This is a genomic window from Pseudoalteromonas sp. 3J6 (assembly GCF_903995135.1).
In the GTDB taxonomy this organism is placed as follows: domain Bacteria; phylum Pseudomonadota; class Gammaproteobacteria; order Enterobacterales; family Alteromonadaceae; genus Pseudoalteromonas.
The window spans coordinates 2085882-2107913 of the sequence record NZ_LR877185.1 but is presented as its reverse complement, the minus strand read 5'-3'; the positions used below and the strand labels follow the sequence as shown (position 1 = coordinate 2107913).

17 protein-coding genes and 1 pseudogene are annotated in these 22032 nt (G+C 40.4%); 7 read left to right on the top strand and 11 right to left on the bottom strand.

What is annotated here, in order from left to right:
* Positions 1-61: 61 nt before the first annotated feature.
* From P3J6_RS09570 to P3J6_RS09560, 3 genes are all read left to right on the top strand, one after another.
* The gene (locus P3J6_RS09570) at positions 62-940 is read left to right on the top strand and encodes a LysR family transcriptional regulator (RefSeq protein ID WP_198522859.1); all 879 of its coding nucleotides are present in this window, start codon (positions 62-64) and stop codon (positions 938-940) included.
* 120 nt (positions 941-1060) lie between these two features.
* Positions 1061-3016, top strand: coding sequence for a hypothetical protein (locus P3J6_RS09565; RefSeq protein ID WP_198522858.1), 1956 nt, complete (start codon positions 1061-1063; stop codon positions 3014-3016).
* A 61-nt stretch (positions 3017-3077) separates the two neighbouring features.
* Entirely contained in the window at positions 3078-3536 is a 459-nt protein-coding gene (locus tag P3J6_RS09560) for a TlpA family protein disulfide reductase (RefSeq protein ID WP_198522857.1), read from the top strand.
* Between the two features lie 40 nt (positions 3537-3576).
* Here P3J6_RS09560 and P3J6_RS09555 read toward each other — a convergent pair whose 3' ends face one another.
* Together P3J6_RS09555 and P3J6_RS09550 are read right to left on the bottom strand one after the other, a co-directional pair.
* Complete coding sequence (locus P3J6_RS09555; RefSeq protein WP_198522856.1) at positions 3577-4887, bottom strand: DASH family cryptochrome; 1311 nt, start codon at positions 4885-4887, stop codon at positions 3577-3579.
* A gap of 130 nt (positions 4888-5017) precedes the next feature.
* The gene (locus P3J6_RS09550; RefSeq protein WP_198522855.1) at positions 5018-6745 is read right to left on the bottom strand and encodes a DUF885 domain-containing protein; all 1728 of its coding nucleotides are present in this window, start codon (positions 6743-6745) and stop codon (positions 5018-5020) included.
* A gap of 427 nt (positions 6746-7172) precedes the next feature.
* On the opposite strand from P3J6_RS09550, the gene P3J6_RS09545 reads away from it, so the two are divergent.
* Together P3J6_RS09545 and P3J6_RS09540 are read left to right on the top strand one after the other, a co-directional pair.
* Entirely contained in the window at positions 7173-7676 is a 504-nt protein-coding gene (locus P3J6_RS09545; protein WP_198522854.1) for a TFIIB-type zinc ribbon-containing protein, read from the top strand.
* Between the two features lie 99 nt (positions 7677-7775).
* Positions 7776-8534, top strand: a complete 759-nt coding sequence (locus P3J6_RS09540; protein WP_198522853.1) for a hypothetical protein — start codon at positions 7776-7778, stop codon at positions 8532-8534.
* 326 nt (positions 8535-8860) lie between these two features.
* Here P3J6_RS09540 and der read toward each other — a convergent pair whose 3' ends face one another.
* The 9 genes and pseudogenes from der to ndk all read right to left on the bottom strand — a co-directional run bounded on the left by der (position 8861) and on the right by ndk (position 18882).
* Positions 8861-10330 carry a ribosome biogenesis GTPase Der gene (der, locus tag P3J6_RS09535; RefSeq protein WP_010389444.1) on the bottom strand — a complete coding sequence of 490 codons (1470 nt, stop codon included), beginning with the start codon at positions 10328-10330 and terminating at the stop codon, positions 8861-8863.
* A gap of 93 nt (positions 10331-10423) precedes the next feature.
* Positions 10424-11602 carry an outer membrane protein assembly factor BamB gene (bamB, locus tag P3J6_RS09530; protein WP_198522852.1) on the bottom strand — a complete coding sequence of 393 codons (1179 nt, stop codon included), beginning with the start codon at positions 11600-11602 and terminating at the stop codon, positions 10424-10426.
* A 10-nt stretch (positions 11603-11612) separates the two neighbouring features.
* Positions 11613-12233 (bottom strand): YfgM family protein, encoded by a 621-nt coding sequence (locus P3J6_RS09525; RefSeq protein ID WP_054201417.1) that lies wholly within the window; start codon positions 12231-12233, stop codon positions 11613-11615.
* Between the two features lie 44 nt (positions 12234-12277).
* Positions 12278-13558, bottom strand: a complete 1281-nt coding sequence (gene hisS / locus P3J6_RS09520; RefSeq protein WP_138605799.1) for a histidine--tRNA ligase — start codon at positions 13556-13558, stop codon at positions 12278-12280.
* A 186-nt stretch (positions 13559-13744) separates the two neighbouring features.
* Positions 13745-14863, bottom strand: a complete 1119-nt coding sequence (gene ispG, locus P3J6_RS09515) for a flavodoxin-dependent (E)-4-hydroxy-3-methylbut-2-enyl-diphosphate synthase (protein WP_198522851.1) — start codon at positions 14861-14863, stop codon at positions 13745-13747.
* 5 nt (positions 14864-14868) lie between these two features.
* Positions 14869-15750 carry a RodZ domain-containing protein gene (locus tag P3J6_RS09510; RefSeq protein ID WP_178956959.1) on the bottom strand — a complete coding sequence of 294 codons (882 nt, stop codon included), beginning with the start codon at positions 15748-15750 and terminating at the stop codon, positions 14869-14871.
* Positions 15751-16122: 372 nt separating this feature from the next.
* A pseudogene (gene pilW / locus P3J6_RS09505) lies at positions 16123-17022 on the bottom strand (type IV pilus biogenesis/stability protein PilW); the annotation flags it as partial.
* Between the two features lie 114 nt (positions 17023-17136).
* On the bottom strand, positions 17137-18267 hold the full coding sequence (locus P3J6_RS09500; protein ID WP_010389431.1) for a bifunctional tRNA (adenosine(37)-C2)-methyltransferase TrmG/ribosomal RNA large subunit methyltransferase RlmN: 1131 nt from the start codon (positions 18265-18267) through the stop codon (positions 17137-17139).
* A gap of 183 nt (positions 18268-18450) precedes the next feature.
* The gene (gene ndk, locus P3J6_RS09495; protein ID WP_008111339.1) at positions 18451-18882 is read right to left on the bottom strand and encodes a nucleoside-diphosphate kinase; all 432 of its coding nucleotides are present in this window, start codon (positions 18880-18882) and stop codon (positions 18451-18453) included.
* A gap of 271 nt (positions 18883-19153) precedes the next feature.
* On the opposite strand from ndk, the gene P3J6_RS09490 reads away from it, so the two are divergent.
* The gene (locus P3J6_RS09490; RefSeq protein ID WP_198522849.1) at positions 19154-20479 is read left to right on the top strand and encodes a PAS domain-containing methyl-accepting chemotaxis protein; all 1326 of its coding nucleotides are present in this window, start codon (positions 19154-19156) and stop codon (positions 20477-20479) included.
* Between the two features lie 154 nt (positions 20480-20633).
* Entirely contained in the window at positions 20634-22022 is a 1389-nt protein-coding gene (trhP, locus tag P3J6_RS09485; RefSeq protein ID WP_198522848.1) for a prephenate-dependent tRNA uridine(34) hydroxylase TrhP, read from the top strand.
* The last annotated feature ends 10 nt before the right edge of the window (positions 22023-22032 follow it).

Sequence of the window (22032 nt, the reverse complement as noted above, 5' to 3'; positions counted from 1 at the left end):
ACTAGATAACTAAATAAAAATAGATATAATGCATGTAAACGTTCTATAAAAGAGAACAATAATGAGCCGTTTAAATTATCATCATTTATATTATTTTTGGTCGGTTGCTCGCATTGGTAACTTAACCCAAGCGGCGAAAGAGCTGCATTTGTCGCAGTCAGCGCTCTCTACGCAAATAAAACAATTAGAACACACCATTAATATTGAGTTATTTGAACGTAAAGGCCGCACACTCGCATTAACCGATATGGGAAAGCGGGTGCAAATGTACGCCAACGATATATTCACCAAAGGGGAGGAACTGTCTTCTTTTATTCATAAAGGGGTGATTTCGCAAACCCAGCATTTATCAATCGGAGTGCTCAATACGCTCTCTCGTAACTTTATCGAAGAGTTTATTAATCCCTTAATGAGCAATAACGAAGTTCGCTTTTCGCTGACTGCAGGGCGTATGGATGGGCTGTTAAATGGCTTGGCAGAACACGAACTGGATTTAGTTTTAACTAATAAACCCATCGGACTTGAGCACTACGATCAGCTTTGGCAAAGTCAGTTGGTATCTCGTCAGCCATTAGCTATAGTGGGTCCAGCCGATAAAAAAATACGTGGCCAATTTCCAACAGGTTACACGGATGCACAGTGGGTGTTACCCGCTAAAACTTCTGCTATTAGAGACTCATTTAATGCTTTGTGTGCTCGTTGGCAGTATCAGCCAAAAATAAAAGCAGAGGCTGATGATATGGCTATGCTGCGATTACTTGCCCGTGATAGTGGTGCGTTATCGGTATTGCCATCAGTTGTAGTAAAGGATGAAATAGAACAAGGCCTACTAGTTGAATATCAGCGTTTACCCGATGCGTTTGAGCACTTCTATGCCATTACCGCGCAGCGCAAGTTTGTACCAGACATATTAAAGTCGCTGCTTGCCAAAACCTGCTAATTACTTTTAAAGTATGTTTTTTGCGTAAATACTTTATTTTTAAATAATAAAAAAATAATTAAAGCTTTTAATTCGTTGGCCGATACCGTATTTATATTGTACTGCAGATTAAGGATAATCATGGTTAATAAACTACAAGGCAATTATGCTAACTTAAATGCGTTGCTTGCCCAATCGGTCAATAATTCAAACCAAACCAGTATGCCCACAGGTTTGCAATCGCGTGCTCACTTAGCACCAAGTTCGGCAACAATCACTGATGAAATGCTTAGTCAGTTTAGTGACCAACAAGTCGATGAAATACTTAATCAGCAATTATCCTCGTTACTCACGATTTCCAGCGCACCCAGTGGCTCAAATTATAAGCTTTCTAGTGAAGAGGTTGCACTACGTACGGTAATAAGCTCTCAGCAAGAGGGCTTATTAAAAAACGAACGTAGCGATCAGTTAATTGAGCGCTTAAATTCTTCGGTAAAAAATATCCAAGGTGCTTATGCCAACACTAGCGATATTTTATCAAACTTGGGGCAACTGGGATTTAATCAAAAAACATTTTTAGCATCTAGCCAACAGCGTGTTGAACGCTCACTTAATCCTTTCATGGAAAGCTTTAATCGCGAGCGATTTGAAGACGATGATAACTATGGGTTTGAGCTTTCGGTAAAAACCAAAGAAGGTGATGTTATCAATATCGCCTTTCATTCTGCGCAAGGTTATGATGAGGAAACAGGCGAAACCACTGACGAATTTAGCATAAGTTATGAAGTAGATGGCGACTTATCTGAGACTGAACACCAAGCATTAACGCAAGTACTTTCTGGTGTTGGTGAAATGGCGGATGAATTTTTTAAGGCTAAACAAAGCGCTTACAGTCGTTACGTACCCGCAAACCAAGCTGATTTAGATTTAAGCTTTCTAAGCAATTTTGATAACAAAGAACTTTCGGGTTTTGATTTGTACTTTTCAACGTCAGAGGGAAATACTGGCGATGCTGATGGAGCGCTCCTTGGAATAGATAATGAGCTTAATTTAAGTTATACCCTTGATGAGGATTCTGAGCAGCAAATACTGGAGTTTGAATCGGTAAACGGACAAAACAATATTGATTTTTCGCTTGATATGTCAACCATTGGCGCTCAAGACAAAAGCCAAATGCAACAATACATAAAAGCGCTCGATAAAAGCTTAGAAGATAGCCAGCTCAATAGCTCTGAGAAAAGTACACGTTCGGCGTTTGGCCAAAAAAGTGACGAAGTAATGAAACAAGGGTTGGCTGTATTTAAAAGTGCGTTTAGTAGTATGTCATCAGCCGCTGAGCGCTACAGTGAAATTGAGTCGGTTGCTACAAAGCAGTTTACTAATGGACGCGAGCTTGTCGCTAATTTAGTTGACAACATGATCACCAAAGATCCACGCTACCAGGGACTAGGAAGTAGTAATAAAAACTCCTTAGGCGATGGTATTTCTAAGTTAGCTGATTTTGATGCAAAATTCTCTTTTGCAATGGATCAGGGGGATTACATAGCAACAAGCACCACAAAGCTGAGTCAAAATACAGAACACCAAAAATCAGCAGGGTTAACTGGGGTTACTCAAGATAAAACGGCGAGCACGCGTTTTAATTATGAAGAAGGTAACCGCTCTGACATCCCTCCTGATTATTATGACAAACAAGAAAATTACACTATTGGTACCGCTGTAAAAAATAACGAATTGGTTGCCCTTGATCAGGCTCATGAGGTGGATGTAGATAAAAAAGTTTATCAGTTTAATCCCGAAATATCTCAATACGAGCTAAAAAAAGAATTGAAAGAAACCACCACCAGTGAGAGTAATATTCGTCTTATTAATGATATTTGGCTCGAGAAAAATGAAGATAGTCATAGTATGGATGAAAGAAAACGACTCAGTGGTGTGGGGGCGTCGAACGAGTTTAAAACAACGTCGAGTTATTCACATACGCAATTAGTAACGTTAATCGGTGACTTAGATAAATTAGAACAAAACAAAGAAGCCAAACGTGAGTACTTAGCCGTTTTATCACAAGTGGATGATTTTATGGATAAAAGCAAGTAACTTTTATTTACTTAAGCTCGATTGTGGGTATAGTAACTAAAACACTATTTAAGTATAAGATATGTTTAAACAATTAATTTTACTTTTAATGTTGAGTTTACCACTGGCAGTGAATGCAACGCTCAAACCACACTCGGACGCTATGACTGCTAAGCGTTTATTAAGCGAGCACGATAAATTTGCTAAGCAATACCAAACATTTTCGCCCACACCGCAAGACGTTGTATTGATGCAAAAATTAGCAGGTAAAGAGGTGCTAGTGCTTTTAGGTACGTGGTGTCATGACAGTGCCCGTGAAGTCCCCCGATTAATAAAGTTACTCGATGGGTCTAAGGTTAAACTTTCGAAAATAACCTTTGTTACAGTCGGTTATGACAAACGTGATGAGGCAGGTATTGCCCTGGCGCATGACTTACAATATACCCCCACTTTTATTATTAAGCATAACGGGGTTGAAGTTAACCGCGTAGTAGAAAAACCCAGCGGCACTCTCGCCCAAGATTTAACCTTGGGCTTATAACGAGAGTCAGCTAGCCAGTATTATGTTTGAGGTTATGTTATTACACTGGCCAATCAGCGGCGTCTAAGTCATCTAATTGTGTATCGCAGTGCTCATTTCCTTGCCACTTAGCAATGTATTCACCGTGCGGATCATATTGCTGGGTTTGTTTTTGCAAATTAAAGTGACGTCCGCCGCGCGGATCGACCCCAACTCCAGCAATATATTGCCAATTACCCCAATTCGACGCCACATCGTAATCGATTAACTGTTGCTCAAAGTAAGCCGCACCATAGCGCCAGTCTAGTTGTAGTTCGTTTACTAAACAACTAGCAACGATTTGTCTTGAGCGATTGCTAATAAAGCCTGTTGCATTTAGCTCTTTCATAATGGCATTAACTAACGGGTAAGGTGTACTGCCTTGGCACCATTTAGCAAAACGATTCGGGCTAAACGTGGTAAGTGGCGAGCTTTGTTTCTTACCTTTAAAGGTAAATAACTGATGCTTAACATTAATTGCATGCCACTTGAAATACTCACGCCAGAGCAATTCAAACTTGATCCAGTAAGTTGACTCGTTCGCTCCATACTGCGCTTCATAAGCATCTACTGCACAAAAAATTTGCTTGGCACTAATACAGCCAAAAGCCAGCCAGCTACTAAATTTTGTAGAGTTATCAAAGCCATCCAGCTCATTACGAGTGATTTTATAGCTACTCGGTAGTGGGGATGAAAAATAGTTGAGGCAGTGCTCAAGCGCAGCCTGATGCCCACCAAGTAATTGTGTATTCCCTGTTGCTGGCTTTTCTATCGGTTGTTTTGCGCAAAGTATAATAGGTGGAGGCAATCTTGCTGCTGAAAATGTATGTGTGGTTAAACTAATTTCTGCCGCTTCAATTTTTTTTCTAAAAGGTGTAAAGCCGGTTGGTAAATTAGCTAGTTCAAAGGGCAGTTGCTGTTGTTGATATAAGGTATCTTGCATCACAGATTTAAATACCACAGTAGTGCATTTTGACTTAAGAGCACTCATTTGGCGCTGTTCATATACACCTATTTGCTGGCTATATACAACTTCGTCAATGCTAAGCTCATTAATACGCTGTGTTAATACCTTTACCGGATCGCCTTCTAAAATATGTAAAGTTTGGCCAAGCTCTAAAACAAACTCCTGAAGCTGATAAAGGCTTTGCATTAAAAAGCGTTGTTTGTGGACACCATAGGGTTTTTGTTGATAGTTATTGCTTTTAAACCAAGCAGGGTTAATCACAAAGACCAGGTCCAACTCACATTGTTGTTGTGATAAATCATTGAGTATGGGGTTGTCGTCAATGCGCAAATCATTTTGCAGCCAATACAGAATACGTTTTTTCATACTTATGCTCTGGTTTTTAAAATCATTTATTTTACGAAGCAAAAGCGAGCAGGGATTAGTTTTGAGGTGTTTAATAGAGCTTTAAAAAGAGGCGATAACAATACCGCCTCTTACTCGTTTCCGTTGTGTCTTAGATAGCTAATTTTTGCTGTGCTATCCAGTCGTTAATTACATCTTCAAGTACCGCCATAGGAAGTGAACCTTGACCAATAACGGTGTCGTGAAAGCTGCGTATATCAAATTGTGCGCCTAGTTCTTTTTCGGCTTTTGCACGCAGTTCGCGTATTTTAATTTCGCCCATTTTGTATGAGAGCGCTTGGCCTGGCCATGAAATATAGCGGTCTATTTGATCTTCCACGGCGCTTTGTGGCAAGGCGGTATGATCAGCCAAATAATCAATCGCCTTTTGGCGGCTCCAGCCAAAGGCATGAATGCCGGTATCAACCACTAAGCGCACTGCGCGCCACATTTCGTAGCCTAAACGGCCAAAATCGCTGTATGGGCTTTGGTAAAAGCCCGCTTCTTTACCTAAACGCTCTGTATAAAGTGCCCAGCCCTCGCCAAATGCCGAGTGACTCAGTGTGCGTCTAAACTCAGGAACGTCTAACTCCATCGCAATGGCGTTCTGTAAATGATGCCCAGGTATGGCTTCGTGTAGGCTAAGTGCTTCTAAATTATATAAAGGCTGCAGTTTTGGAGTTGAGGCTAAAAAGTAAGTACCAGGCGAGCGGTTATCAGCAGGTGGCATATAAAACGCCCCACGACTCGCTGAGCCTTTTATAGTAAAGGTGTTACGCGGTAAATGGCCAAAGTAAGTGGGGAGTTTGCCATACATTTTTTGCGTTATAAAAGCGGTTTTTTCTAGCAAGTCTTGGGCGTCTTTTGCGTAAAATTGCTCATCGGTTGCTAAAAATTTTAAAAAGTCGCTGTAGCTGCCTTCAAAACCAACGTTATCAATAATGGCTTGCATTTGTGCTTTAATGCGCGCCACTTCTTTTAGACCAAGTTCATGAATTTGTTTAGGTGTAGCGTTAGTGGTGGTGTAGTAATTAACCGTGTACTTGTAATAATCAAGGCCACCTTTAATACTTGCAATACTCGGCTGCGATCTACAGTGCGGCATATATTCGTTTTCAAAAAAGTCGTAAAAGTGCTCGTAAGCAGGCACAACTTTTGAGGCAATTAATGTTTTAGCTTTATTTTGGTAAGTTTCTTTTTGCGCTGCAGTAAATGTATTAGGAATGCGGGTAAATGGCTCATATAAGGCGCTATTCTCAGGTTGTTTAACTATATGAGCGCTAATGCTTTGGCTGTAATTTTCAAAGGTTTTACAATAATGAGTAAACCCTGTTTTTATACCTTGTTTCATTAAATTAATATTTTGCTGATTAAAGCGCGGGTAATCACCAAGGCTGATTAAAAATGCATTGTAATCATCAGCTGTTAAAAAAGCCATGTTAGCCGGCGCTTCTGCAAAGTAAGTATGCCAGCCACTTAAAAAATTAACCGGAAAATACTTATCTTGATAAAGATAGCTTTGTTGCTCGGTTTCGCGCTCATATTTGAATAAGCGGTAGTTCATTAGCTGCTCGTTGTTGAGTGTTTTTGGGTCAATGCTGGCTAAGCTTTTTAATACGCTGTTGTTATAAGCTTGGCGCTTAGCAATGGCTTGCTCACTCCAATTTGGCAATGTGCCGTTTGGTTTCCAACCGTCTGGATCGGTTCTAAAAAATATTTTTTCTGCTTTCGCATTTTCCCAATGGTTATCAATAATGGTTGTTAAGTCGCTGCTACTGTCGGCTAAGCTTGGCAGCGAGGTGGCTGCTAAACAAATAGCTAAAATTGTTTTTTTAAACATGTTGAATTTCACTTTTTAGAGTTTTAATTGTTATTCATGCGCGTGCCTATTTTACGATAATAACAAGTTCACTCAATTAATGCGTTGGTTTTTAACAGCAGTCTAGCTTATTGTTTTACAGGTGTTTAAAATAAAACATATTGGAGTAGCGATATTTAATAACGTATTTTGCTAACTGATAAGGCGAATAGCCAACACCCAAATATTTATTGAGCATTTCATGCTTAGCTTTGCAGGTTCGAAATCCGATTATGATGAAGAGAAATGGATTTGGATTACTTGCTGTACGTGAAAAAAATGTCAGATGATGCACATGAGTTTGTATTGGCAGGTCACACTACATTGCTACCACCATTAATCGGCCTGATACACAAAGCGTTAGAATAACTATTTAACTTTAGGTATTAAAATAAAAAGGATTTTGAAAATGTTGTGCCCTCGTACGAATACACCATTGGAGTCTATATTAGTTGGCGGTATCACTGTTTATACATCGTCGTTAGGAGGCGTTTTTTTTGATAACAGCCAAATTTTTAAATTTAGCTCGCCAGAGTTAAAACATGGTCAGGTTTTACTTAAGTATTTAAGTAATTATGCCGAAGGTGAGGGTGAAGTCGCAATGCGAGTAAATTGCCCTAAATGCCCAAGCATAGTGATGATGCGTAGGTATTTTTCACCGCTAAAAGCAGTTGAAATAGATGAATGCCCAAGCTGTGCGGGAATATGGCTTGATAGTGGCGAATTAAGCAAAATACACGAAAACCATTTAACACCCAAAGAACGAAAACTGCTAGCCCATGAAATGGCCACCAATCATGGGTTTATAACTATTAAGCCGCCAAAATCAAAATATTACCCCAAAGCGCCTAAAAATGTTCAAGGCACTACTGTTGAACGGCTGGTGCAATTGGCAGTACTCAACTTTGAGTAATAAATTAGTCTCGTTCGCTACGTTAATTTTTAATTCGCAAGTGTTGCCAATTAAAGTATGACTTGCAAGAACAAATTTTAAAACCAAGGAAGGCTGAGTATGAAGGACAATAAGCGTAAAACCGCACTGCAATTTTACTGTGTGCTACTGGCATGCTTTTTGACAACAAGTTGCACTACGGTATTCGATAAAGCGCATGGTTATCGTGGGCCCATTGTTGTGACGATTGAAACAGAGGATGGCTCAGTGCCAGAATTTCCTTTTTTGATAGAGTCTGTGTACACAGAGTCATGTGGTCATAGTAGTTGTGGCATAGACTCAGGTTATAGATACTTTAAAACTGCCTATGCTAATAAGCCAATTACCTTCCCACGGGATCGTGTGGATTTATTACAACCCAATGCCTATGCAACAATTCTTTTTAAGGTTACCCATCCTAATTATCACTACAATGTATTTACGCGAGGCTTTGGGCCCACCGATGCTGATGACCCCATACATATCACGTTTACCGTTAAGCCGTTTGCTGAACAAATGAATAAAGTAGCTGGGTGGGCCGAGCAAGGCAAAGTGATGATGCAGAACGCGGCACCAGATAGTAATGAGCATTTCAATGGAAAAATGCAGCTTTGGCAAGAGCGCTTTAATTTAGGAAAGACGATTAAAAGGCACATTACGGTGATCAAAACTATGTACTTACCCCATTTTTCAAAACGTATGCAACAACGGGTGATTGAAAAGTATCAACCGATTTTTAGAGCCTGGTATTACGGTGTACCTGAAACGGATTGTTGGAACAAAATGACTTGCCAAGAACATATTTTAAAGCCAAGGGAAGCTGAATATGAAGGATTATAAGCGTACTTGTCTGCAATAATACTTAATTAATTTACTGGATAAAATCAGATGCTAACCGCGTTAAGAGTTTTTATCTGCGACGGCATGGATGCAGGAGCAAATGCCGAGAAAAATTAAATAATCTGGACTGTGGATAATAAACCTATCTCAACCAAAGTTCAGCTTAAATAAGAAAATCGTGCCATGTTATCGAGATGGTTTTCTTACCTCAAAATAGCTCACGTAATTAAGCGAATTAGCGTAATTAACATGACTTAATTTTGAATCATAAAAAAATGGCGTACTATAAAGTACGCCATTTTATGAAACTGACTCAATTAAAGCTGTTATGATTTATTGCGGTTTTCTTTACTAAACGCGCGAATTTTACGTTTTTGCGACAGGGTTACTTTATTAGTACGCCCTGCAAATGGGTTATCGCCTTCTCTAAATTCAATTTTGATTGGCGTACCCATAATTTTAAGTGCTTTACGGTAGTAGTTCATTAAGTAGCGTTTGTAGCTATCAGGTAGGTCATGTACTTGGTTACCATGAATAACAATACGTGGCGGGTTGTAGCCCCCAGCATGCGCATACTTAAGCTTAACACGACGTCCACGAACAAGTGGCGGCTGGTGGTCGGCCTGTGCCATGTCCATAATACGACGTAGCATAGCAGTACTAATTCGCTTAGTTGCCGACTCATATGCTTCGTCAACTGATTCAAATAAATGGCCAACACCGGTACCATGCAGAGCAGAGATAAAGTGTAGGCGGGCAAAATCAATAAAGCCTAAACGACGATCAAGCTCAGTCTTAATACGGTCTTTAACGTAGTTATCTAGGCCATCCCACTTGTTCACGGCAATAACCAATGAGCGTCCTGAGTTAAGGGCAAAACCTAACAGGCTTAAGTCTTGATCAGAGATACCATCGCGGGCATCAACCACTAGTAACACGACGTTACAATCTTCGATTGCTTGTAGCGTTTTAATGACTGAGAATTTCTCAACCACGTCACTTACTTTTTTACGTTTACGCACACCAGCGGTATCGATAAGAATATATTCTTTGTCGTTACGGGTCATCGGAATGTAAATTGAGTCGCGGGTTGTACCTGGCATATCGTATACAATAACCCGGTCTTCACCTAGTATGCGGTTAGTAAGGGTTGACTTACCAACATTTGGACGACCAATAATTGCCAGCTTTACCGGCTTATCGGCAAACGCTTGGTGATCGGTGTCATCTTCTTCACCTTCTTGATATAAGTCGATAAGTTCTTCATCGTCATCGGCTACATCTTCATCAAGAGCGGCAAGTTCAGCAATAACAGGCTGAAGAGTTTGCTCAAGCAGTAAAGTAATACCACGGCCATGTGCGGCAGCGATATGATGAACTTCACCAAGTGAAAGTTGATAAAACTCAGCACAGTTTGAGTCGGCATCAATGCCGTCTGTTTTATTGGCAACAACAAAACACTTTTTTTCTTGCTTACGTAAGTGGTTAGCAATAGCTTGGTCAGCCACTGTCATACCTACGCGAGCATCAACTAAAAATAAAACAATATCCGCTTCTTCAATGGCTAGTAATGACTGATCAGCCATTTCGGTTTCGATACCTTCTTCTGAACCATCAATACCGCCCGTATCTACCACGATAAATTCAAAGCCATCGTAATTTGCTTGGCCATATTTTCTATCACGCGTTAAGCCAGGAAAGTCGGCAACGAGTGCATCACGAGTACGTGTTAAACGGTTAAATAATGTGGATTTGCCCACATTGGGTCGCCCTACAAGAGCGATCACGGGAAGCATAAACTACCTCTTTAAAAAACAACAAAAGGCTTCGCAGTGCGAAGCCTTACAAAAAATAATTAACTATTAGTGCCTTACACTAATAGTAGACAGTTAGTTCGGTATTTTTACCGCGCTAACTTCACCATCGCGGGTGTATAAAATTAATTTATCGTCAGCGACAACGGGCTCAACAAAAAAACCTGAGCTGTCAAAGTCTTCACGAGATACTAGCTCGCCAGTGTCTTTATTTAACCAATGCAAATTGCCTTCTTGGTCACCTAACGCTAAATAATTACCGGCAACCGCTGGACCTGTTAAGTACCAGCCACGTAGAGCGGGTTGGCTCCAACGTTCAATGCCTGAATCTTTATCAAGTGCATAAACAACGCCGTTACTATCAACAACGTAAATTGTTTGCAAATCCATGCTAATTTCACGGTAGCTGCTGTATTCACGTTTCCATACAACATTACCTGAACGAATATCTACTGCTGATAAGTTACCATTGTATGCAATAGCATAAGCAAATGGACCGCTAATGATCGGCTGCGTATCTACATCAACTAAACGCTCAAACTCTGATGCGCCTTTTGGCACTGCAATTTCTGCACTCCATGCCGAGTAGCCACTCTCAGAAATTAAAACACTTAACTTACCTGTTTCTAGGCCTAGTAACACACCACCGTTAGCCACAGTAGGTGAACTTTGACCGCGTAAAGTCAGCGGTGGCACTTCTTGCTCAAAGCTCCAGCGTTCTTCACCAGTATCTGGGTGAAGCGCAAGTAACTTACCTGAGGCTAAATTAACAAAGATTAAGCCATCGCCTGCAGCGGGTTTAGAGAGTGATTCGCCAGGTACTTTTTTACGCCAAACTTCTTTACCAGTCTCACGGTCAAGTGCAATTACATAACCATGTTCAGAGCCTAAATAGATTTTACCATAAGCTTGTAATATTCCGCCTGATAATTTTGCACTATCGTTATCGCTCCAAGGCCAAAACGATAAATCTTGACGAACGTCGGTTTCCCATTGGGTATCGCCATTGGCAAGTGATAAGGCTTCTACTTGGCCTTCACGGCTAGCAACATACACTGTCTCTTTATAAACAGCAGGTGATAGGCGTGAAAAGTAATGCTCTACACCGTTACCAATAGATTCTTGCCATACCACATCAGTTTCAAATTGATTGGCTATTTCTGGAAGTACCAGTTCTTCTTCGTCATCACTTGAAGAACACCCCATTAGGGTTGCCATACATAGGGCGAGCGTTGCTGTTGTTATTTTTCTCATGCCTAAAACCTTATGCCGCTGGGCTAGTTACTGCTAGGTCATCTAACTTAATTTGTAAAAGAGGATTACTCGTTAATCCGCCGGCATCAACAGCAGCTTGGTAAGCCACGCGTGCTTGCTCTTTATTGCCTTGTTGAGTGTAAATATCACCTTTTAATTCAGCCACATTTGCGTTAAATGCTTCAGGAAGAGGAGCATTTAATGTACTCAATGCATCATCGTATTGCTGCTGAGCAATTTGCACACGTGCTAAACGTGTTGTTGCAATGGCTTTAAGCTGGGCGTTATCAACGTTAGTTACGATCCAGCTTAATTTTTCATTTGCTAAATCTAAGTTTTGGGCATCTACTGCTTCTTTTGCAGCAACAAATGCCGCTAGAGTTGCGTACTGAGTGTCTTTGTTTTCACTAATAAATGCATCAGCAGATGCTAATACGCTGTCGCTTTCAACAAGCTTAGTGTATGCATCAGATGCTTGCTCTGCAGTCGTTATTTGATTTTGGTTGTATGCTTTCCAGCCATATAAACCACCTAAACCAACAATAACGCCTAACGCTAGTGAAAGGCCGTTTTCACGAAAAAAGCGTTTAATTGCTTCTGCTTGTTGTTCTTCTGTTGAATAAATTTCCATGCTTACCTCTGTTAAAGCGCTTCACTACTTACGCTTTATATAATTTAGCTATTAATTAGTTCTGCAAGTAACGTTTTAGCTTGTTCTAGTTCTAGTGTGACTTGTTCCTTACGCTCACGTAAGTATTTAATAGTCACAACGCCTTGCTCTAATTCATCTTCACCGATAATAATTGCGACGAGCGCATCGCTTTTATCAGCACGTTTGAGTTGTTTTTTAAAGTTACCAGCGCCAGCGTGCACCATAACCCGTAATCCAGGTACATCACGACGTAAGGTAGATGCAATTATAGGCGCTTGAATACTGGCTTTGTCGCCCATAGCTGCTAAATATACATCAGCACTACGGCGTATGTCACCTACACATTCAAGTGCTTGAAGTAGTAAAACCAAGCGCTCTAAACCCATCGCGAAACCTACCGCAGGGGTTGATTTACCGCCTAATTGCTCTACTAAGCCATCATAACGACCACCAGCACATACAGTACCTTGTGCACCTAAGCTGTCGGTTACCCATTCAAATACAGTGCGGTTGTAATAATCTAAGCCACGTACCAGCTTTTCATTAACCGTGTATTTGACGCCTGCGGCATCTAATCGTTCACATAAATTTTCAAAATGTTCTTTTGATTCAGCATCTAAATGTTCAGATAACTTTGGTGCATCGACTAAGATTGCCTGAATATCTGGATTTTTAGTATCCAAAACGCGCAGTGGGTTAGAGTACATACGACGTTTTGAATCTTCATCTAGTACATCGGTATGTTGTTCTAAAAAGGCGATTAAGGCATCGCGGTACTGTGCGCGAGCTTCGTTTGAACCTAATGAATTAAGTTCTAAACGCACATGGTCAGTAATGCCAAATGCTTCCCAAAGTTGCGCCGTGAGTAAAATAACTTCGGCGTCAATATCGGCGCTGGCAATACCAAAAGTCTCTAAACCAAACTGATGAAATTGACGGTAACGACCTTTTTGTGGGCGTTCATGGCGAAACATAGGGCCCATGTACCAAAGGCGTTGTTCTTGATTGTATAACAGGCCATTTTCGTTACCTGCACGTACACACACTGCAGTCCCTTCCGGGCGCAAGGTTAAATTGTCGCCGTTACGATCGGCAAAGGTGTACATTTCTTTTTCTACTATATCGGTTACTTCACCAATAGAGCGTTTAAATAGGTCGGTTGATTCTACAATTGGAAAACGAATTTCTTGATAACCAAACGATGATACGGTCTCGCGTAAAATGTGTTCTACTTTCTGCCAAACTTGCGTATCGCCTGGCAGGCAATCGTTCATACCGCGAACTGCCTGAATTTGTTTTGCCACTGATAAATCCTAAATCTGTTTATGTGCAGCTCTGGGCTGCAACCACGTAAAACTAAAAAATCGACCCTGCATTATAACCCTAACTATAAGGTAATTGCGAGCGCAGCGGGGCGTACGTAATTTATACTACGTTTGAATGCCGCGGCTAAAAAAGGTCAATTAAATACATAGTGCTGTAACAACGTATCACTCTACGATTTTTATATCGATTGGAGTTTGCTGTTGTTTCTGATCAATGAAATCACGTACATAGCCTTCAAGTTGATCAACAATATTATTGTTATCAATACGCGCTTTTTGGCGCTCGCCGTTAATGTATAAACCTGAGCGACGGTTTGCGCCGGCAAGGCCAATATCACTCACTAATGCTTCGCCTGGTCCGTTAACCACACAGCCAATGACTGACACTGAAACTGGCTCAATAATATCTTCTAAACGCTCTTCAAGTTGATTCATGGTGCTTACTACGTCAAACTCTTGGCGTGAACAGCTAGGGCAAGCAATAAAATTAATGCCGCGAGAGCGAATACGCAATGATTTTAATATATCAAAGCCTACTTTTATTTCTTGAACTGGGTCTGCCGCTAGTGATACACGCAGCGTGTCACCAATACCTTCAGCTAATAACATGCCTAAACCAACGGCCGATTTAACCGAGCCAGAGCGCATGCCGCCTGCTTCAGTAATGCCTAAATGCAGTGGCTGATCGATTTCTTTTGCAAGTAGACGATACGCGCCAACCGCTAAAAATACGTCTGATGCTTTCACTGAAATTTTAAATTGGTCAAAGTCTAAGCGACGTAATATATCTACATGACGCATAGCAGATTCAAGTAGAGCTTCAGGTGTTGGCTCGCCGTATTTTTCTTGTAGGTCGCGCTCAAGTGATCCACCATTTACGCCAATACGAATTGGAATGTTATGCTCACGGGCCGAATCAACAACGGCTCTAATACGTTCTTCACTGCCAATGTTTCCTGGGTTAATACGCAAACAATCAACACCATACTTTGCTACTTTTAATGCAATGCGGTAGTCAAAGTGAATATCAGCAACCAGCGGTATCGATACCTGCTCTTTAATGCTTTTAAATGCTTCAGCTGCATCCATGGTCGGAACAGATACACGTACTATGTCAGCACCGGCATCTTGAATCGCTTGAATTTGAGCTACAGTGGCATCAATGTCCATTGTGTCTGTGTTGGTCATTGACTGCACAGCAATTGGTGCACCATCACCAATTGGAACATTACCCACATTAATGCGGGTGGATTTTCTGCGTTTTATAGGAGATTCTGAAAACATAGCGACTACTCTGCTAAGGGTAATTTAAATTTAGCTAAACGGTTTTTAGGAAAAGCCGAAATATCAACTGGCTCACCATTTAGGGTAATACGAACAACATCGTGCTTGCCTAGTACCACTGAAAAAGGCGCTACACCAGTTAAGGTCATTTCGTAGCCTGCTTTTTTTACACCAAATGCAATTTTCTCATCGTTGGCATCGTGGATTTCAACCCAGCTTTCGTCATTAAACATCATAATAATGGTGCTTAAATCACTGCTTGTTGGTTCACTTTGGCTTTGTGCATCGTTAAGGGGCGCAGCCTGAATTGTTTGTTGTTCATTGATTACGGCTGGGTTTGCTTGTGGTGCAGGCTCAATATCATTTGATTGTGCTTCATCGACAGCTTCATTGGCCTCATCAGCGAGTCGTTTTGTATTTTCTTGTTGCACAGTGATGAATGAGTTACTCGCTTTTATAGTATTAGTTTGTTCATCAATAGGCGTTGCATTTTGCCACCACCATACGGCTGATGAGCCAATAACAATGGCTAAAATTAAGTAACTTACCGTCATTAGTCGACTGTCATGCGCTTCTTTTTCTGTACGCCTTGAAAAGCTTTGCATATCTACAGGCTTATCTGAAGCACTAAAGGCAGGCAGCATCGCTAAAATAGCGCTGCTATCTATGTTTAGTGTGCGGCAATAATTTTTTATGTAGCCTTTAACAAATGTTTTTGCGCCTAGTAAATGATATTCATCGTTTTCAATATGCTGAACTTGTAATTCAGTTAACTTTAATAACGAGGCAATATTAGCAAGGCTAATGTTTGCATTTTCTCTATGTGTTTTTAGTATTTGACCTACAGAGGGTTCATCGCTCTGCGGTTGTGTATTATCTTCATTCATAATGTGTATCAGTTTGGATCCACTAGTAAAAGTTTAAATTTTGGCTTAACAACCAGAGTAAGACTTCGTTTTTATTTTTTAGTATTCGTTAATTCTTGTTGCTAAGGCGCACTATAAAAAGGCACTACATTTAATATTTTAAAAACTATACCGTGTTTTGATAAAGTTTATGTGTTTTTAAGTCCTTTAATACACCTTATTTGTAGCAGTTTAGCATTGTATCACACTGAAATGCTAAATTGCTTTCCCCTAAAACAAGCATTTGCACATCACCCTTTGTGCTTTATTTTAGTTTACAGTTAAAAGGAGTGTAATTATCTAGCGTATTTTTTTGATTTGCTCATCTGACGCTTTGTTATTTGAAGCCGGTACTGGGCTTTTTTTACGAATAATTTTTATTTTCGGCTCAGCAATAATTTGGTTGTTATTACTACTTTCTTGTAATTCATCTAGCTGGGCTTGGCGATATTTTTCACGTAGTACTTCAAATTCTGTTCGTCTTAACTGATTATCGCGAATGGCGTTAGCTTGCATACTACTTGGGTAGGTTTGTAGTAAGGTTGTCGCAATTTTTTCTGCTTCTTCAATTTTCCCCATTCGTTGTTTAACCAAATAGCCAAGCAACAAAGCGCGAGAAGAAACTTGCGCGGTATCGTCATAACGTTTTATTAAGTTACTGGCTTTGTACAAGTCGCTTTTTGCATAATATAGAGCCGCTAAACTTATTAATGTAGATGCGCGTTGTGAGCTATGGTTTAGTGCTTGTTGAAAATAGCTCTCGGCGTTTGTGAAATCGTTAAATTCAATAGCGCACAGGGCCAAATTTTCATAGCTTTGCGCTACACGAATATAACTGGGTATTTCAATCGCTTTTAAAAACTGATCGGTGGCGCGATCATACTCATTAATACTGCACAAAAACGTGCCGTAGTTGTTTAAGGTGTTAGGGTCGTTTGGCTTGATAGCCAGTGCTTTTTGATAGGCTTTGTCGGCTAATCCTTTCTCGCCAACTTGTTGGTAATAGTATGCTAAAGAGTAGTGTACTTCGGGTAAGTTTGGAGCGTACTCGTTGGCACGTTCTAGGTTATATTTAGCTTGAGAGTTATTGCCTGTATTTAAATACTGTAATGCCAATGCTATGCGCGTGCGAGCTGCACCATCGTTATTAATTTTATTCTCGAGGACCGGTTTATCGCTGCCGTTGTAACTATTTTCGGTAACACAACCGCTTAAAAACAGTGTTGATAGTGCTAACGTAAGTAAAGATCGCATTACTTTGTCTCTTTATTTATATCCATAACCTCTATCTTACCTCAAAGCCTTTGTGTTGCATCATTTATTTAAAAATAAACGATATATCACAAAGGCTTTTGATTACTCAAAAAATTAGGCTTGATGAATATTTACTGCAATTGCATTGTCATCACGCATTTTCTTTTTCGCCATACGCTTCGTACGGTCTACAACATCGCCAGCTAGTTGACCACAGGCAGCGTCAATGTCATCTCCACGAGTACGACGAACAATACAGGTAATCCCGGCAGCTTGTAATACTTTAGAGAAGCGATCAATTCGACTGTTGCTTGAACGAGTATATTCATTACCTGGGAATGGATTAAATGGAATAAGGTTTACCTTAGAGGGTGTTCCTTTTAACGTTTTAACCAGTTCATGAGCCTGATCGGTACTATCGTTCACGCCGTTAAGCATTACATACTCAATAGTTACATCTTTGTTGGCTTTTGAACCGTCAATGTAACGACGACACGCAGCTAAAAACTCTTCAATTGGGTATTTTTTATTGATCGGTACTAAAATATCACGCAGAGCGTTATCTGGCGCATGCAATGAAATTGCCAGTGCTACGTCTATTTTTTCTTTCAATAAATCAAGGGCAGGTACCACACCTGAGGTGCTTAATGTAACGCGGCGTTTAGATAAACCAAAGCCCCAGTCGTCCATCATTAATTCCATCGCCGGTACCACGTTTTTAACGTTAAGTAACGGCTCGCCCATACCCATCATCACTACGTTAGTGACTGGGCGCTTTTCGCTGTTGCCATCTAGGCCAATGTCTTTGGCTACTCGCCATACTTGGCCGATAATTTCAGACACTTTTAAGTTACGGTTAAAGCCTTGTTGAGCCGTTGAGCAAAAAGTACATTCTAGTGCACAGCCCACTTGAGAAGATACACACAAGGTGGCACGATCTTTTTCTGGGATCCAAACTGCTTCAACTTCTTGACCGCCCTCTAACACGAGTGCGTATTTAATGGTACCGTCGCTGGCTTGTTGGCGAACTGATATTTCTGGTGCAACAATTTCGCATTCATTTTTAAGCTTTTCTTTTAGCTTTTTGTTTACGTTACTCATTTCGTCGAAATTATCTACGCCAAAATGATAAATCCATTTCATCACCTGATCGCCACGGAATGGCTTTTCACCGAATGATACAAATAGCTCTCGCATTGCATCTCGGTTTAAATCTAATAAGTTAATCTTTTTTTGCTCGGTCATGTAACAACCTCAATCGGTGGCGGTGATGGTAAAAATTTACAAGGACGAATTGTACACAATTCATCCACTATAATCATTAAGTAAAACATCATAAATAAACGGCTAATACTTTACGTAATGACTAAAAAAGGGCTCGAAAGCCCTTTTCATACTTTGCATCACAGGGTTAGCTGTGAACTCTAATTAACGAGTACGTGGGCAAAGCTCTTCGTCAGCGAAGAAGTACGCGATTTCGCGAGCAGCAGATTCAACAGCGTCAGAACCGTGAACCGCATTTTCGTCGATGCTATCAGCGTAGTCTGCACGTAAAGTACCAGCTAGTGCTTCAGCAGGGTTAGTAGCACCCATGATTTCACGGTTTTTAAGAACAGCGTTTTCGCCTTCAAGAACGGTAACCATTACTGGGCCAGAAGTCATGAAAGATACTAAAGCGCCAAAGAAAGGACGTTCGCTGTGTTCAGCGTAGAAACCTTCAGCTTTCTCTTGTGAAAGGTGAACCATTTTAGCTGCAACGATTTTAAGACCCGCAGTTTCGAAACGGTTGTAGATTGCGCCGATGTGGTTTTTAGCAACTGCATCAGGTTTTACGATTGAAAAAGTACGCTCTAAAGCCATCTTTGTGCTCCAATAATTTAAATAAAAGGTTGAATATTAACGGGCGCGAATTATACGCGCTTTAGTTAAAAAAACCTAATTTATTCTACTTTTCCAACTTTTTAAATTTGCTAGCTTGTATTTATGAACTAAAAACAATGTTTTTACATTTATTATATGTTCATAAACTTGAACTATACTTTTTTATCTAAATGGTGTGACTTTTGTTAAATATACACTTTTATATGGATCCAAATGCAGGTCGAGTACATGCAAAAATTAAGGTAAGTATATGTTTTTTAACCAGTCTTTAAAAAATAAAATTGCTGATTTACAAAGTAAGCTTTCTGTAGGAGAGCAGGTTAAGCAAAGTTTAGATAGTGAGATGTTGGTATTGGAGCTTGATAAGCAAGGTGCAATATTAAGACAAAATAAAAACTTTGAACGGGAATTTAATTACTCAAATAGCCAAATACTCAATAAAAATATTTTAGATTTTATTCCAGAAAACGCTAGAAATAATGCGGATTTCCATGCCTTTAAAAAAGCGACAAGTAAAGCCGAACATTTTGCTGGCGCTATTCAAGTATCCCACCAAAACGGACAACGAGATTGGTTACGCTGTATTTTACATCCGATAAAAAATGAACAAGGTCAGCTTGAGTATTTAACCCTACATTGCACTGTGCTTACACAAATAATTGAAAGCTCGAGAGAAAATGAAGATTTAATCAAAGCATTGCATCGTTCAACAGCGGTTATTGAGTTCGATACTCAGGGTATGGTTCTGCGTGTTAATGACAGCTTTTTGAAAGGGATGGGTTATTCAAAGCAAGAAGTTTTAGGTAAGCACCATGGAATGTTTTGTACCGAACAAGAGGCCAGCAGTAAAGAGTATCAAGTCTTCTGGCAGCGCCTGCGAAATGGCGAGTTCATTGCCGGCAGATTTAAACGTATTGATAAGCATGGTAATGAAGTGTGGTTAGAAGCGTCGTATAATCCGATTTTTAATGAAGCAAATGAGCTTTATAAAGTAGTTAAATTTGCTACTGTGATCACAGACCAAGTAGAAAAAGAACTGGCCACAGAACAAGCGGCGAATATTGCGCATGGCACTTCAATTGAAACTGATAATAACGCGGATAAGGGCGCAGAAGTGGTACAAAAAACCGCACAGGTTATGAACGAGCTGTCGGTGCAAATGGAGCAAACAGCTCAAGAAATTTCAGCGTTAGATAAACAATCGCAACTGATAGCGAGCATAGTGCAAAGCATTAGCAGTATTGCTGACCAAACCAACTTACTAGCACTTAATGCAGCTATTGAGGCTGCAAGAGCTGGTGAGCAGGGTCGCGGTTTCGCTGTAGTCGCTGATGAAGTCCGTTTGCTTGCCTCAAGAACCAGTAAAGCTACCGAAGAAATTGTGGATGTTGTACAGCAAAATCAAAACTTAACTCAAGCCACTGTTGCTGTTATAGAGCAAGGTAGAAATAAAGCGCAACAAGGACTCGAACTCTCCAAAGAATCTGGTGTTGTAATGAGTGACATTAAAAAAGGCGCACAACAAGTTGTTGATGCCGTTAGCCAATTTTCTAATCAATTAAGTAGTAAAAAATAACTTAAATTTGCTGCTCTTCATTTTTAGCACAGAAGAGAAATTTTGATGATCTTGATCAAAGTTTCTCTTTTGACCACTCATTATACTTGCGCGCTTTATTTCCCTTAATTATTCATGCAACCGGCTTGAACCCGGTTCGATGTATGGAGCGCACATGTCAGATGTTACTTCCTCAACCCCGTTTATTCCAGAACTACTTTGCCCAGCAGGTAGCTTAAAAAATATGCGTTATGCCTTTGCTTATGGTGCCGACGCTGTGTATGCAGGCCAACCTCGTTACAGTTTAAGGGTTCGCAATAACGAATTTGATTTAGATACATTACAAATAGGGATTAACGAAGCACATGCGCTAAATAAAAAGTTTTATGTAGTGTCTAATATTGCCCCACACAATGCGAAAGTAAAATCGTATTTACGTGATATAGAGCCAGTAATTGCTATGAAGCCGGATGCATTGATCATGTCCGATCCTGGCTTAATTATGTTAGTGCGTGAAAAATGGCCTGATATGCCCATTCACCTTTCAGTACAAGCTAATGCAGTAAACTATGCCAGTGTATTGTTTTGGGCAAAACAGGGTATTGAGCGGGTAATTTTATCTCGCGAGTTATCGCTTGAAGAAATAAGTGAAATTCGCTCTTTATGCCCAGAAACAGAGCTAGAAGTATTTGTTCATGGTGCTCTGTGTATGGCCTATTCAGGTCGCTGTTTACTCTCAGGCTATATTAATAAGCGCGATCCTAACCAAGGCACGTGCACTAATGCGTGTCGTTGGGAATACGATGTTAAACCTGGCACTGAGAACGAAACCGGTGAAATGGTACATAAAATCGATCCTAAAACGGTTATACCTACGTTAGGTGAAGGCGCGCCAAGCAACGATGTTTTTATGCTAGAAGAGCAAGGCCGCCCAGGCGAATATATGCCTGCATTTGAAGACGAGCATGGTACTTATATCATGAACTCAAAAGACTTACGCGCCGTGCAATACGTAGAGCAGCTAACAAAAATGGGGGTGCACAGCCTTAAAATAGAAGGGCGCACTAAGTCATTTTATTATGTAGCCCGTACCGCACAGGTATACCGTAAAGCGATTGACGATGCGATTGCAGGTAAACCATTTGATGCAGACTTATTTAAAACCCTTGAGAACTTAGCACACCGTGGTTATACCGAAGGATTTTTAAAACGCCACGCTCATCAAGATTATCAAAATTACGAATACGGCCACTCTGTATCAACTCAGCAGCAATTTGTAGGTGAGGTACTAGGGCGTAATGCTAATGGTTTGGTTGAAATAGATGTAAAAAATAAGTTTTGTGTTGGCCATTCATTAGAGCTAATGACGCCGAAAGGCAATATTAGTTTTACCCTTAAAAGTATGGAAAACAAAAAAGGCGAAAGCATTACTGATGCTAAAGGCTCTGGCCATATCGTAAAAATTCCACTGCCTGACACTATCGATTTAGAGCACGCGATACTGATGCGAAATTTGGATGAAAACCAAGATACCCGCAATCCTTTCAAACAAGCTGTTTCATAATAGAGAGTTT